Origin of the sequence: Hymenobacter lapidiphilus, from assembly GCF_013377885.1 — a bacterium.
GTDB classification, from domain to species: Bacteria; Bacteroidota; Bacteroidia; order Cytophagales; family Hymenobacteraceae; genus Hymenobacter; species Hymenobacter lapidiphilus.
Genome location: NZ_JABKAU010000001.1, coordinates 46,464 through 59,906, shown reverse-complemented (window position 1 = coordinate 59,906; position 13,443 = coordinate 46,464). Strand labels below are relative to the sequence as shown.

The following is a 13,443-nucleotide window of genomic DNA, read 5'->3' as shown; positions in this document are numbered from 1 at the left end:
TAGCGTTTGAAAAGTTGTTAACTGGACAGCACTAAAACGAAGCACTAAGCGCTCAGCTCGGCCAGCGGCTCGGGCATTTCGCCAATGGTGTGGCGCTCGATCCAGCCGCCACCCAGCACGTCGTCGCCATCATAAAACACGGCGGCCTGGCCGGGCGTTACGGCGTGCACCGGCTCCTCGAAGTACACGTAGATTTTCTCACCCCGCTGCTCCAGAAAAGCCGCCGCGCCGTCGTGGTTGTAGCGAATTTTCACGGTGCTCGGCACCAGGCCGCGCCCTTCGAGCGAGGCAAACTTGCCCATGTTCAGCTTCCCGACCAGCGTGCGCGAGCTGGCCAGCTCCTCGAAGTTGCCCAGCACCACGCGGTTCGAGTCGGGGTCGATGGCCGTAACATAGGCCGGAAAGCCCAGCGCAATGCCCAGCCCCTTGCGCTGCCCAATGGTATAGAACGGATAGCCCTCGTGGGTGCCCACCACCGTACCGTCGCGCAGCACAAACTCGCCACCGGCCACGCGCTCCTCCAGGCCCGGCACCCGCCGCCGCAGAAAGCCGCGGTAGTCGTTGTCGGGAATAAAGCAGATTTCGTAGCTCTCGGGCTTGTTTACCAGCTCGGTGAAGCCCCGCTCGCGGGCGAAGTCGTAGATGGCCGACTTGCGCAGCTCGCCCAGCGGGAACAGCGTGCGCGAGAGGCTGGCCTGGCTCACGCCCCATATGGCGTAGCTCTGGTCCTTGTTGTCGTCGATGCCCTTCGTGATAACGTAGCGGCCGTTTTCTTCGCGCACTTGGGCGTAGTGACCGGTGGCGATGAACTCGCAGCCAAGCTGGTCGGCGCGGCGCAGCAGCGCATCCCACTTGATGTGGGTGTTGCAGAGCACGCAGGGGTTGGGCGTGCGCCCAGCCAGGTACTCGTCGGTGAAGTTGTCGATGACGGCCTCGCCGAACTCGTCGCGGATGTCGATGATGTAGTGCGGGAAACCCAGCTCCACGGCAATCTGGCGGGCGTCGTTGATGGAATCGAGCGAGCAGCAGCCGGTTTCCTTTTTGGAGCCGCCCGCCGAGGCGTAATCCCAGGTTTTCATGGTCATGCCGACCACCTCATACCCCTGCTCGTGCAGCATCACGGCCGCTACCGAGCTGTCGATGCCGCCGCTCATAGCGACCAGCACCCGTCCTTTCGTTGTGTTCATACAAGTTGTAATTGCGCCCGGAGCGTGAAAGGTTCCGGCCGAATGCGCAAAGATACGGCTTTGGAGGATTGGAGAACTGAGCGACTCAAGAAACGCTGTCATCCTGAGCGCAGCGAAGGACCTTCTTACGGTAGCACTAATCGTTACGATGACAGTGCTACCGTAAGAAGGTCCTTCGCTGCGCTCAGGATGACAGATAGAGGATGACAGTATATTTGCCCCTAACTACCGTTTGCAAATCCCCAAGCCCCCTTCTATGCCCCTGCTTCTGCCCGTCCTCGTCCGTGGTATCAATAACCTATCCGATGCCCGCTACTGCGCTGGCATGGGCGCCGACGGCCTCATCTTCACTCTCGACCCTGCCCTGCCCGGAGCAGTGGACGTGGCCACAGTAAAGGAGCTGGCTGGCTGGGTAGCAGGAGTGGAAATCATCGGCGAGTTCGGCGGCGAAATACCCGTTTCAGAAATCAACCGACTGGTAGAGGAGTGTGGCCTCACCCGAATTGTCCTCAACCTGCCGGCCGCCGCCCCGTTCCCCGAGGGTCCCGTAGCCGTTCCGGCGCTGGTGGAGGTGTCGGCCGCCGCCGCTGATACCCTGGTTCGATTGCGTACCGTGCTGACCGCCGGCTTCGAGCTGATCAGCCCGCTGGACGGAGCTGCCGGCAGCCCGCAGCCGCTGTGGCTGAGTGGCAACCCGGCTCCTGCCCAAGTAGCAGACCTGATTGCCCGGCTACAGCCCGCCGGCCTCATCCTGCAGGGCGGCGACGAAATCAAACCCGGCATTCGTGACTTCGACGAGCTGGAAGCTATTTTCGAAGCGTTGGAGGAATAACGGCTCGCATGTCATCCTGAGCAGCGCGAAGGACCTATAATGAAGCTAATCCCAAGGGATAATAGCTTCATTATAGGTCCTTCGCGCTGCTCAGGATGACAGATAGTTTACACCCTACTTATTTTTCTCCCAACTCGAACTGCACGTACTTGATGGGTACGCCCTGCTCGCGGTATTTACGCTCGAAAGTGGTCTGAATGTCCTCGGCGTGGGGCAGCAGCTCGGGCGTGGCGTACAGGTCGCGGGTCTGGGCGATGATGGTGGTGCCGGGGCGTTGCTGCAGGGTTTCGAGGGTGTATTCGAACAGGTCGGCGTTGTCGGTTTTGAGGTGGAGCCGGCCGCCGGGGCGCAGGATGCTCTGGTAGAGGTCGAGGAAGCGCGGGTAGGTGAGGCGGCGCTTGATGTCCCGGTCGCGGGGGCGCGGGTCGGGAAAGGTGATCCAGATTTCGTGCAGCTCGCCGGCGGCAAAGTGCGCGGCCAGGGTGAGGGCCGGGGTGCGCAGCCAGCCCACGTTGGTCAGGTTTTGTTCCAGGGCCCGGGTGCTGCCCTTCCAGATTCGGTCGCCCTTGATGTCGAGGCCCAGGAAGTTGCGCTCGGGGTAGCGCGCAGCCAGCCCCACGGTGTACTCGCCTTTGCCGCAGCCCACTTCAAGCGTAATCGGGTGGTCGTTCTCAAAAAAATCGGCGTGCCAGCGCCCGGACAGCTGTTCGTAGGTATCCTTGCCCGGCTCGATGATGGTCGGCCGCTCGGCGTTGGCGGCAAAGCGCCGGAGTTTACTTCTGCTCAAGGTGCAATAGTGAAATGGTGAGTTTGCCCGCCTGTCAACGGCCTTATAGTTCTTCAATTTCGGCCACCACAAAGGTACTACCTCCGATAAACACTACATCATCTGCTTCGGCCGCGGCGCGGGCGGCGGCTACGGCGGCCGGCACCGAGGCGTAGATGGTGCCGCTCAGGCCCAAAGCAGCGGCCTGGCCCGCCAGCTCGGCAGCCGGCAGCGCCCGCGGGATGGTGGCCTGGCAGAAGTAGTACGTGGCCTCCGGGGGCAGTAAAGCCAGCATCTTGCTCACGTCCTTGTCCTGCACCACGCCCAGCACGAAGTGCAGCCGCCGCCGGGGCAGCCGCGCCAACTGGGCCACAATGAACCTGATGCCGGCCTCGTTGTGGCCCGTGTCGCAAACCACCAACGGCTGGCGACCCAGGATGGTCCAGCGGCCCCGCAGGCCGGTCAGACGGGTTACCTCGCGCAGGCCCTCGCGCAGGTGGCTTTCTTCAATAACGAAGCCCTGACGGCGCAGCTCGGCTATGGTGGCCAGCACGCCGGGCAGATTGTGACGCTGGTAGTCGCCTACCAGGCCCAACTCCACATCATCCAATAGCACTTTGTCGTCGTGCCAGATGCGCAGCAGTTGTACTGCCTCGCCGGGGGCGGGCTCGCGTAGCAGCTCGGCGCGGTAGTGCTGGTCGGCGAAGAGCAGCGGGGCTTCCTCCTGCTGCGCCTTTTGTTCGAATACGGCCGCTACCTCGGGCTGGGTCTGGCTGATGATGGCCGGGATGCCGGGCTTGATGATGCCGGCTTTTTCGACCGCAATCAGCGGCAGCGTGTCGCCGAGCAGGGCCTGGTGGTCGAGGCTGATGTTGGTAATGAGCGACACCAGCGGCTGCAGAATATTGGTCGAGTCGAGCCGGCCGCCCAGGCCCACTTCTACCACGGCCACGTCAACTTTCTGCTGGGCAAAGTAGTCGAAGGCCAGCGCCACGCACACCTCAAAAAACGAAGCCTCGGCCTGCTCGAACGTAGGCCGCCAGCGCGCCACCCACTCCACCAGAAACGCTGGTTCCAGCGGCTGCCCATTCAGCCGGATTCGCTCGGTAAACTCCTTGAGGTGCGGTGAAGTGTAGAGGCCCACCCGGTAGCCGGCTGCCTGCAGCACGGCCGCCAGCAAATGGCTGGAGCTACCCTTGCCGTTGGTGCCCGCCACATGCACACTCCGAAACTGCCGCTCGGGGTGGCCAGTGGCCTCTGCCAGCGCTTCAGTTCGCTGCAACCCCGGCTTGTAGCCCGCCGCCCCCACCCGCTGAAACATGGGCAGCCGGGCATACAGGTAATCAAGCGTCTGCTGGTACGTCATTTTTGGGGATTTGGTAACTGCCGACAGAACGTTGTAGGGGCGGGGCTTGCCCCCGCCCGCCACATGCACGGACTTTATGGGGCCTACAAACAGCTCTTTGAAGCTTCGTTCAACGGCGGGCGGGGACAAGCCCCGCCCCTACAGCGTTCCGTTAGCAGTTCAAATACCTACCGTACCGTGAACCGGAACGTGTAGAAACCGGTGGCGCCGCCGTTAGCCGAATTGGTGCGGCGGAACTCGGCACTTTCCAGGGCGTCGCGGCAGGCTTTTTCCTGGGCCGGCGACACGTTGCCCGACACCTTGCGCACTGCCTCCACTTCGCCGTCGGCATTAACCTTGATGCTGAAGCGGATGAAGCCGGAGGTGTTGTCGATGGCCGGGGCCGTGGGGCGGTTGACGAAGGCCCAGCCGGCCATGTCGAGGCCGCCGCTGCCGGGGCTGGTGCCGCGGCCGCCGCTGCCGGGCTCGCCCGAGTAGGCCGTGCCGCCATAGGTGCCGCGCGGGTCGCCTTTGTCGCCTACGGTACCGGGGTTGTCGCCGTTGTTGTTGCCGGTGGGCGCATTGCTGGTGCCGTTTACGCCGTTGCCGCCGCCATCGGCGCGGTTGGCGCGGGGCGTGAAAACGGCCCGCTGGTCCACTTTCGGGCGCACGGGTTCGGGCGTGGGCTTTACTTCCTCGCGGGGCGGGGCGAGCTTGGGCGCGGGCGGCACCGATACGGGGCTTTCCTCGGCTTCGCTGGTTACTACGCGCTGCTCGGTGGGCGGCGTGGGGTCGGGTTGGGCGGTGGGCTGGGGCGGCGTGGGGTCGGGTTGGGCGGCCGGTGGGCGGCTGTCCTCGCGGTTCTTCGATTCGTTGGCCGGGGCCTGGCTCTGGATGTCGCCCGAGCCGACCTCGTCCACGCCGTAGTTCAGCTCCACCCCATCACCGCCCAGCGTTTCCAGCGGCGGATCGGGGCCCTTGAACACGGCGAAAAAGAACAGCACCGCCAGGGCCACGTGAAAAATCACGGTTCCGATAAGGGCCTCGCGCCGGTGTTCTTCGCGGTATTCCATATTCGTTGTCAGTGCTTAGTTGTCAGTTGTTAGTGATGAAGTGTCTGCTACTAGTTGTCCGGAAGCATTCGTTGAACAGCCTGACAATTACTAGCTGACAACCAACAACTTATTTCCCCTGCTGAGCCTGGGTGGCCATCACCATTTTGATTTTGAGCCGGTTGCCGATTTCGAGAATATCAACCAGCTTCTGCACGTTCAACGAGGCATCTACCCGCAATACGGCGGTAGGGCTTTCGAGGCCCACAATGCGGCGGGCCAACTCGGGTTCCAGCTCGGTTGCCGTAATAGGCGTACGGTCGAGGAAGTAGGTGCCGGCCGCATCAACCGAAATGGTGATGGGTTGCTTCATGGCCTGCTTGCCCGAGCGGGCATTGGGCAGCATGAGCTTAATCACGTTCGGGTTGACCATCGTCGAGACAATCAGGAAGAACAGCATCAAAAAGAACATGATGTCGTTCATCGAGCTGGTCTCGACGTGGGATGAAAGCTTACGGCGCCGGCTGAGATTCATTTTTTGAGCTATTAGCTTTCAGCTGCCAGCTATTAGCTCTCACCTGTTTGCCTGAACATCAAGCTAACGGCTAACAGCTAACGGCTAACAGCTCCAAATAAACTAGTTATCCTGCAGGATGTCCATGAACTCGACGGCCGAGTGCTCCATGCGGAACACCATGCGCTCGACCATGATGCTGAGCCAGTGGTAACCGATGTGGGCAATGATACCGATGATGAGGCCAGCGGCCGAGGTGACCATTTTGGTGTAGAGGCCACCCGAAATCTGGGCAATACCAAAGTCGCCGGTTGAACTAATGGCGTAGAAAATCTTGATTACGCCGATAATCGTGCCCACAAAGCCCAGCATGGGCGCAATGCCGGCCACAATGCCCAGCACGTTGATGTTTTTTTCGAGGCGGGCAATTTCGATTTTACCCACGTTTTCCACGCTGGTTTCGATTTCGCTCAGCGGCAAACCTACCCGCCGAATGCCTTTCTCAATCATGCGGGCCAGCGGCGTGGGGTTCTGGGCACACAGCATTTTGGCGCCCTGCAGGTCGCCCTTTACCATGAGGTTGCCAATGCCGGGCATAAACGACTCGGGCACGGCCCCGGCCTTGCGGATGGTGAGGTAGCGCTCCAGCATGATATAAATTGTGAGGAAGAGCAGCAGAAACAGCGGCACCATAATCCAGCCGCCGGCTATAACCAGGTCGATAAGCGAAAGGCCCGAGGCCTCGGCCACAGCCTGGTTGGCGGCAGTTACCGCCGAGTCGGCGGCTGCGGGCGAGCCAGCAGGTACTGCTGTGGGGTCGCCCACCTGAAGTTGCAGAAACAGAGACAGAAGCGTCATTCGTTAGGGCGTAGTGCTTGGTTGAGAGTGCGTAAGCTGATGAAAACGGATGCTTAGTAGTTGGCCAGGTGAATAAAATAACGTCATCCTGATGAAGCCAGTATGTTTCCCCGCAACCAGTTCGTCGTGCTGACGCGGGCTGCCGGGGAAACGTACGGCTTTTTCAGGATGACGAGTTTCTATGCACTATCAACTAAGCACTAATCTTAATACTGCTTGATCCACAGGTCGCCCATGCGCTTGCGCAGGATGCTGGCCTGACGGTCGGCGGAAGTGCGGTCGGGGAAATCGGCGGCCGAAAGCATGAACTGCCGGCTGCCGGGTGCGGGCAGCAGCACGCGGGCCGGGTGGCCCATCCGCACCAGTGCCTGGCGGCCCTTCTCGGCGTTAACCAACGTGGTGTACGAACCGGCAATTACATAGTAACGGCCCGTGCGCTTATTAACAGTCGCGGCCGAAGCCCCGGCGGTTGCATTGGTAGCGGCAGCCTTCTCCCAGCCCGGTGCTTTCGCTTTAGGCTTGGCAGCCGCTTTCGGGGCAGCCGGCTTGGTGCCCTGATCAGGCAGAGCGGCTACCGCGGCAGCGGGCTTGCTGGCCGGAGCCGGGGCGGTAGCTACCGGAGCCGGCTCAGCCGGTGTGGTGCTTGTGGCAGCAACCGACCATTCATCAACCTCCGGGGACGCGGCGGGCTGCTCGTTGGTAGGCTGCGCGGCAGTGCTTTCCGTGAGGTGGGTAGCGGCGCTGCTCAGGCTGGCCTGCTGGCGCGGTGCCGGTACGGGGGCGGTAGGCCGCGCCAGTGAGATTCCCTGCAACGCATCGGGCAGGTAGCCAGCCAGGTCGGCAAACATATAGTTGGCCGACAGTACCAAGCCGGCAATGGCCGTAACGCCTAGCATGCGCCACACCCGGCCGAGGCGTTGGGTGCGCAGCTGCGGGGCCGCTACGGGCCGCTCGCGGGCCAGCAGCGCATCGGTAGCCCGCACCGGGCGCGACACCAGTTCGGGCAGCCCGAAGCTGGCGCCGAGCAGGTTCTCGGACCCCGTGTATTCAAACTCCAGTCCGCGGCCAGATGCCTGCCGAAACGTGCCGACCCCACCCAGCTCGGTGCGGTTGCCGGCAGCCAGCTCCTGCTGCATGCGCTGCACGGCCTGCTGCACCAACTCGCGGGCCTGGGCCGTGCTCACGCTCAGCCGGGCGCTCAGCGCATCCACCAGCAGCCCGTCGTTGCGGGTCAGGCTCTGGTTGAAGGCCACGCGCTTAGCCGGTGGGGCCAGCGTGTGGCGCACCGGATGGATGCGGGCCGGCGCATAGTCGGCAATCAGGCCCCCAAAATCAGGGATAATAACGCAGTCGTGGTGCTGGAGCAGGGCCCGGATATGGTCGGCTAGCATAGGTAGGGAGTCGGTCGGAGCAGGAAACAGAAACCGAAATGTACGGAATGATGAGTTGATATGCCGCTTTTTCGGCAACGGGCCGCTAGAACTGGTAACTCGCGCCCCCCAGCACGTTGATGCCTTTTACCGGGTAGTTAAGGTACTGCATATTGCTGCGGCCCAGCAGGTTATTACCCATCAGGAAAACCGAAAATTGCTCCGTCAGCTGGTAGTCGCCGCGCAGGTTCAGGTCGATTACCGTGTCGGTGAGGCGGGCTTCGCGGATCGGGCTACCGCCGGGGAAAGCGCCGCCCGAGCGCAGGCCGGTGCCGTAGCTGGCACTCAGCGTGTACAGCTCGGCACCAACCCGCAGCTTGTCGTAGAAATTATACGAGCCCGTCAGCGCCGACTGGAATTTGGGCCGGTGGAAGGGCTGGGCCAGCGTTTTCACGTTGTAGCCATTGTAGTCGGCCTTCAGGCCCAGGCGCAGCTTCTCGGCAGCGGTGTACATCACCTCGCCGTGCAGGTTGAAAAGCTGGGTGGATTTCTGGTCGTACACCAGCTCGAATTTGGTGGTGTCGCGGGCCGAGTTGTTGAAGAAGTACAGGTTCCGGTCGTTGGACAGCGTTACGCGGGCTTTCACCTCTAGGGCGCGGGCGGGCGTGGCATCGAAGCCGAAGTAGAGCGTGGGGCCGCGGCGGGTGTCGGCCACGCGCACGTTGGGCGCCAGCCAAGGGTTTTCGGTGCTCAGGTCATACATCGTAACCCGCTGGATGCCCCCGCCCAGCCCGGCGTACACCACAAACTTTTCTTCGGTAACGGCGTAGGCCGCCCGCAGCGCCGGGTACACGTTGAACTGGCGGGCATCGGTAATGGTGTCGCCGGTGTAGCCCAGCGTGGCGCCTACGCGCAGGCTCAGGCGGTTTAGGGTGGTTTCGAAGGCCGGCGTCACCTGGAAAAAAGGCCGGGTATCGGTCAGCGAATCCTTGTGGGAGATGAACGACACGTCGCCATCGACGCGCACGCGGCTGGTTTCCGTCAGTTTGTAGGTCGAGCGCAGCGTGGCGTACACGTTGCTCTCACTGGCCTTAAAAGCGTCGGACCAGTAATTGTAGCCCAGGCCCAAATCGTACTGAAAAGCCGCGTCGCGGGCCCGGTTGCGGGCGTACACCAGCACGCCGGCCCGCTTGAACACCTGCTTAAGGCTGTCGGCCTCGGGCAGCTCGATGACGTTGCGGTTATAGCCGTAGAAATTGTACCGCTCGCGGCCCAGGTTCACCTTGGTGCCCAGCACCAGCGGGCCGCTGTAGGTTTCGCCGTTCAGGCCCAGGCTGGTCTGGCTCTGGCGCGAGTTCTCGCGGTCAACCGGCCCCCGGCTCGACGAAAGGTGCTTGAAATCGAGGCCGTAGCTCGCGTTTTCCGAGCGGTTGTTGTGCAAGTAGGCCCGGCCGTAGGCGGTGCCGTAATTGCCGATGGCTGCCTTGAGGTAGTTACCGCTCAGCTCGGGCAACTGCTCCTGCCGGATGGTGAGCACGCGCACCGTGGGGTTGAGCTTGTCGGCCGGCAGCCGGAAGTCGGGATAGGTGTAGTTGGGGGCCGCGGGTATTTTAGCCGGAGCCTCAATCTTCACCTTCTCGAAGTTGCGGGTAGCGGTGGGCAGCTCGTTCACCCGCTCCTTCACAATCTCTATTTCGGCGTCCTCAATCTTGCCGGGCGTCCGCTGGGCCCGGGCCTCAAAGGCCGGGGCGGCAACGGTTAGCAGGGCGGCGGCAGCCAGCAGTTTATGGGTCATGTCGGGGGCTTGGGATAGTAAGAGTTCGGGAATCAAGCGGTTGTTTAAGCAGCTAATTCAACCGTCACTCCTCTCCTATTTAATGCTGATTATCAATTTTTTTCAAGCTTGCACTTCAACTATCGATCTAAATATGCGCAGCTATACCTCGTCGTTGAACAGCTCGTGGTCCGGGTACCCCTTGGGTAAGCCGCTCGCTGGCCAACCATTCAGCAACGAAACGCAAGACAGTGCATCTCTGCGCCGGTCAGCGCTGGTCCTGAGGCGCAGCGGTAGAGTCGGCGGGGGCCGTCAGCGAGTTGCGGGCGGGGGCTTTGGGCTTGGTGGTTTTGGGAGCTCCTTTGCCGGTGGGCGCGGGCGTGGCGGGAGCCGCCGGGGTGTTAGTGTCGGCGGGTAGAGCGGCGAGGCGCTCCTTCGCTCCGGCTACCACTTCAGGCACCGGGAATTTGTTGTCGATGATAGAATTGAGCGTGGCCCGGGCCTGGAAGATTTCGCCCTGCTCCTTGTAGATATCGGCAATCAGCAGGAAGGCGCGGCCCAGCCACAGGTCGTAACCGGCGAAATCGGTGTTGCTCTTATAGGCGGCGTCGAGGGCTTCGGGGTACTTCTTCTGCTGAAACAGCGTCTGGGCCAGCAGGTACTGGGCTTCGGCCCCGCTCTCGTCCTTGGCCGTGGTGGCGGCGGTGGTCAGCTCGGTAGCGGCTTGGTCGAGGTTGCCGGCTTTCAGGCTCGCCTTGCCCAGGTAGAGCAGCGCCAGGTTGGTGGCGTTGAGAGCGGCTCCACCCTGGGTTTGAAGCTCAGTGGCCACGCGGCGGGTGGTTTCCAGGTCGCCGGCCTCGTAGCTACTTTTCAGCAGCCCGATACCGGCATTGGCCACCTCACGCTTGTTCTGCGACACCTCCCGCAGGCGGGCGTAGTACTTGGCGGCCTCGGTGTAGTTCTTGTTTTCAAACTCCAGGTCGGCCAGTCGGCCCACGGCGCGGTTCACGAACTCACTCTTGTTTTCCTCCACCACGGCCTTCAGGCGCGGCAACGCCTCGGCCTTGCGGTCGGTCCGCAGGTAGGCGTCGGCCAGGAAGTAGCGTCCGTCGGCGGCCAGCACCGTGCTCGGGTACTGCTTCAGGTAGCCCTCGAGGCGCGGAATAGCCTGGGCGTACTTCTCGGCCAGGTACAGCGACTTGGCTGCCTCAAACTCCACGCTCTCGGCGGCCTTGCTATCGGGGTTCTGCTGCCGGAACTGGGCCAGGTACTGGTCGAATTCCTCCGTTTTTCCCTGGGCGCTCAGGCTTTCCTGGAGGCTGTAAATAGCGCTCTGGGCCGATTTGGTGCGCGGAAACTCGCGCAGCACCCGCTTGAAATCGTCGGCCGCCTTATCGTACTGGTTGAGGTTCTGGTAGGCAATGCCACGCTTCTGCAGCGCCTGCGGGATAAGCGGCGAGCTGGGCCGGTTGGTCATCAGGCGCGAAAAGCCATTGACGGCGGCTTGGAAGTCGCCAGCCTCGTAGTCGAGTTGGGCCTGCTGGTACACCGCATCGTCGGCGTAGCGCGAGCCGGGGGTGGTTTTGAGCAGCGTGCTGAGGGTGGCGGCGGCCTCATCGCGGCGGCCCATCTGGCCCAGCACCACGCTTTTCTGGTAGTAGGCGTAGTCCTTGTCGGCGGCGTTGGCCTTTATTACCTGCTCGTACTGCTCCAGGGCCTGCGGGTACTGCTTGGCCAGGTAGGCCAGGTCGCCCAGGCGCAGGGTCACGTCGTAGTAGTTGGCATCGGCCGGCTTAGCCACCGGGTCGCGCAGCCAGGCCTGGAACTGCTGGCGGGCCTGGCTATAATCCTTGGTGTTGTAGTAGGCGTAGCCCAGCCCGTAGCGGGCTTTTTGGTCGTAGTCGGTGTCGGCGGCGCCGGCGCGGCGGCTGGTGCGGGCCGCGGCCTGGTAAGCCGTAATGGCGGCCGGGTACTGCTGCCCATAGGAGTAGATGTCGCCCTTGAGCACCTGCGCGGCGGCGCGCAGCGCGTCGTCTTCGGGGTAGCGCAGGCTCTTGTCGAGTAGCGTAAGCGCGTCCTGGTAGCGGTTGTCGTTGTAGAGCGTGGCAGCCTGTAGGTAGGCTACGCGCTGGTAGGTGGTGTTCAGCTTGGTGCTCCGGTCGTCCAGCTTTTCCAGGTAGTTAAGGGCCTGGGCATAGTCGCTGGAGTTGAGGAAACTCTCGCTCAGCAGCTCATCGACGGCTGGCTGGTTTTTGGAGCGCGGAAACCGCTTCTGGAAGTCGCGCAGCGCGGCCACCGTTTCGGGCGAGTTGCCCAGCTCGTAGCTTACCTGGGCGTACTTGAGCGTGGCATTTTCGGTGATGTTCTTGTCGAACGTGAGCTGGCGGGCGGCCCCGAACGAGTTCAGGGCCAGCTGCTTCTGATTGGTTTTCAGGTAGCTCAGGCCCAGGTGATAGGCGGCGTTCTGGCCCAGCGAGTCGCGGCGGGCGGCCACGCCCTTCAGGCTGGCAATGGCTCCTTTAAAGTCATCCTGCCGGAAGTTGGCGTAGCCTACTTTATACTGCACCTCGGGCTCCAGCTTCTTGCGGCCGGCGGCATACTTATCAAAGTAAACGGCGGCCTCCTTGAAATCCTGCTTCTGGTAGTAGGCATCCGCCAGCAGCAGCTGGATTTCGTCGGCGCTCTGGGGCGGCGGGGTCTGGCGCAGGGCCTCGGGGGCGTAGGCAATCAGGCCGTCGTAGTCGCCTTCCTTGTACAGAATCTGGGCCATCAGGGCGGGCACCACGGGCCGGTAGGCGTCGTTCTGCTCGGCCACGTCCAGGTCGCGGCGGGCCCCCTCGAAGTCGCCGGCCCGGTAGGCCAGGTAGCCGGCGTAGTAGGCGCTGGCGTAGCGGTACTGGTGGTTGCCGGTCTTGTTGCGGTCGAACTGCAGGCGGGCCTTATCGAACTCCTTTTGGGCGAAGTAGCTGTAGCCCAGCTTGAACTCCGACTCGGCCCGCTGATCCTCGCTCAGGTTGTCGGGCCCCACCTTCTGCAGGTAGTCGATGGCCCGCACGTAGTCCTTCTTGTTGAAGTAGAAGCGGCCCAGCTCGAAGTAGGCCTGGCTAGCCTTGGGGTGGGCCGGGTTGTTGGCGGCAAAGGCCAGGATGCGGTCCTCGGCATCGGGGTGCAGCAACTGCAGCCCGGCCACGGCGTCGTAGTACTCGGCATCGGCGAGGCGGCCGGGGGCCAGTTGGCCGGTGCGGCGCTCTATCTGGCCCTGGTACTGCCGAAACGCCTGCTGGGCGGCCCCGTACTTGCCCTTGTCGAACAGCTCCAGGCCTTCCTGGAAAAAGCGTTCATCGTTGGTGAAAACCTGCGTTTGCTGGGCCAGGGCGGCCAGCGGGGCGGCGGCGCCAAGGGTGGCAGCCAGCGCCAGACGGGGGAATAAGTTCATCTAGGAGTCGTTGCGCAAAAAGGGCCCCGCGCACGGTTGGCGGCGACGGGCGGAACCCAAAAGTAGCGAAAAGTAGGGCGGGGTCGCCCCGGAATGGGCGTTTTTATGGCTTTTAACGGTGGAGCTGGCTGGTTTGGTGTGCTGGAAAGGCAACATTACCTTGTGCTCCGTCAGCTCTATCCTACCCTCCTGCTTATGCGCGGCGCCTGTTTCCTCTTCCCGTTTCTGCTGCTGGCCGCCTGTGGCTCCCCCACTACCCCCGGCCCCTACCCGCAAAACCCGGCCGTTTCCGATGCCCAGGGCCACCCG

Annotated in this window: 10 protein-coding genes; 1 reads left to right on the top strand and 9 read right to left on the bottom strand. The window is 62.7% G+C overall.

Annotated features, from left to right (window positions below; all coding sequences use genetic code 11):
- Window positions 1-44: 44 nt before the first annotated feature.
- Window positions 45-1,187, bottom strand: a complete 1,143-nt coding sequence (gene mnmA, locus HW554_RS00260; protein ID WP_176906345.1) for a tRNA 2-thiouridine(34) synthase MnmA — start codon at window positions 1,185-1,187, stop codon at window positions 45-47.
- 256 nt (window positions 1,188-1,443) lie between these two features.
- Between mnmA and HW554_RS00255 the strand changes: the two genes are divergently transcribed.
- Complete coding sequence (locus HW554_RS00255; protein ID WP_176906344.1) at window positions 1,444-2,019, top strand: beta/alpha barrel domain-containing protein; 576 nt, start codon at window positions 1,444-1,446, stop codon at window positions 2,017-2,019.
- A 118-nt stretch (window positions 2,020-2,137) separates the two neighbouring features.
- Here HW554_RS00255 and trmB read toward each other — a convergent pair whose 3' ends face one another.
- From trmB to HW554_RS00215, 8 genes are all read right to left on the bottom strand, one after another.
- The gene (gene trmB / locus HW554_RS00250; RefSeq protein ID WP_176906343.1) at window positions 2,138-2,806 is read right to left on the bottom strand and encodes a tRNA (guanosine(46)-N7)-methyltransferase TrmB; all 669 of its coding nucleotides are present in this window, start codon (window positions 2,804-2,806) and stop codon (window positions 2,138-2,140) included.
- A 43-nt stretch (window positions 2,807-2,849) separates the two neighbouring features.
- Entirely contained in the window at window positions 2,850-4,151 is a 1,302-nt protein-coding gene (locus tag HW554_RS00245; protein WP_176906342.1) for a bifunctional folylpolyglutamate synthase/dihydrofolate synthase, read from the bottom strand.
- A 167-nt stretch (window positions 4,152-4,318) separates the two neighbouring features.
- Complete coding sequence (locus tag HW554_RS00240; protein WP_176906341.1) at window positions 4,319-5,203, bottom strand: hypothetical protein; 885 nt, start codon at window positions 5,201-5,203, stop codon at window positions 4,319-4,321.
- 109 nt (window positions 5,204-5,312) lie between these two features.
- Complete coding sequence (locus tag HW554_RS00235) at window positions 5,313-5,717, bottom strand: ExbD/TolR family protein (RefSeq protein WP_176906340.1); 405 nt, start codon at window positions 5,715-5,717, stop codon at window positions 5,313-5,315.
- A 102-nt stretch (window positions 5,718-5,819) separates the two neighbouring features.
- Window positions 5,820-6,554: a MotA/TolQ/ExbB proton channel family protein gene (locus HW554_RS00230; protein ID WP_176900874.1), complete on the bottom strand. Its 735-nt coding sequence runs from the start codon at window positions 6,552-6,554 to the stop codon at window positions 5,820-5,822.
- A gap of 206 nt (window positions 6,555-6,760) precedes the next feature.
- Window positions 6,761-7,945: an HU-CCDC81 and SPOR domain-containing protein gene (locus HW554_RS00225; RefSeq protein ID WP_176906339.1), complete on the bottom strand. Its 1,185-nt coding sequence runs from the start codon at window positions 7,943-7,945 to the stop codon at window positions 6,761-6,763.
- A gap of 85 nt (window positions 7,946-8,030) precedes the next feature.
- Window positions 8,031-9,719 (bottom strand): TonB-dependent receptor, encoded by a 1,689-nt coding sequence (locus HW554_RS00220; RefSeq protein ID WP_176906338.1) that lies wholly within the window; start codon window positions 9,717-9,719, stop codon window positions 8,031-8,033.
- A 247-nt stretch (window positions 9,720-9,966) separates the two neighbouring features.
- On the bottom strand, window positions 9,967-13,134 hold the full coding sequence (locus HW554_RS00215; RefSeq protein WP_176906337.1) for a tetratricopeptide repeat protein: 3,168 nt from the start codon (window positions 13,132-13,134) through the stop codon (window positions 9,967-9,969).
- Between the last annotated feature and the right edge of the window lie 309 nt (window positions 13,135-13,443).

Coding starts and splice junctions, on each gene's coding strand:
- mnmA (WP_176906345.1), bottom strand. CDS start 1,187: ATGAACACAACGAAAGGACGGGTGCTGGTCGCTATGAGCGGCGGCATC.
- HW554_RS00255 (WP_176906344.1), top strand. CDS start 1,444: ATGCCCCTGCTTCTGCCCGTCCTCGTCCGTGGTATCAATAACCTATCC.
- HW554_RS00245 (WP_176906342.1), bottom strand. CDS start 4,151: ATGACGTACCAGCAGACGCTTGATTACCTGTATGCCCGGCTGCCCATG.
- HW554_RS00240 (WP_176906341.1), bottom strand. CDS start 5,203: ATGGAATACCGCGAAGAACACCGGCGCGAGGCCCTTATCGGAACCGTG.
- HW554_RS00235 (WP_176906340.1), bottom strand. CDS start 5,717: ATGAATCTCAGCCGGCGCCGTAAGCTTTCATCCCACGTCGAGACCAGC.
- HW554_RS00230 (WP_176900874.1), bottom strand. CDS start 6,554: ATGACGCTTCTGTCTCTGTTTCTGCAACTTCAGGTGGGCGACCCCACA.
- HW554_RS00225 (WP_176906339.1), bottom strand. CDS start 7,945: ATGCTAGCCGACCATATCCGGGCCCTGCTCCAGCACCACGACTGCGTT.
- HW554_RS00220 (WP_176906338.1), bottom strand. CDS start 9,719: ATGACCCATAAACTGCTGGCTGCCGCCGCCCTGCTAACCGTTGCCGCC.
- HW554_RS00215 (WP_176906337.1), bottom strand. CDS start 13,134: ATGAACTTATTCCCCCGTCTGGCGCTGGCTGCCACCCTTGGCGCCGCC.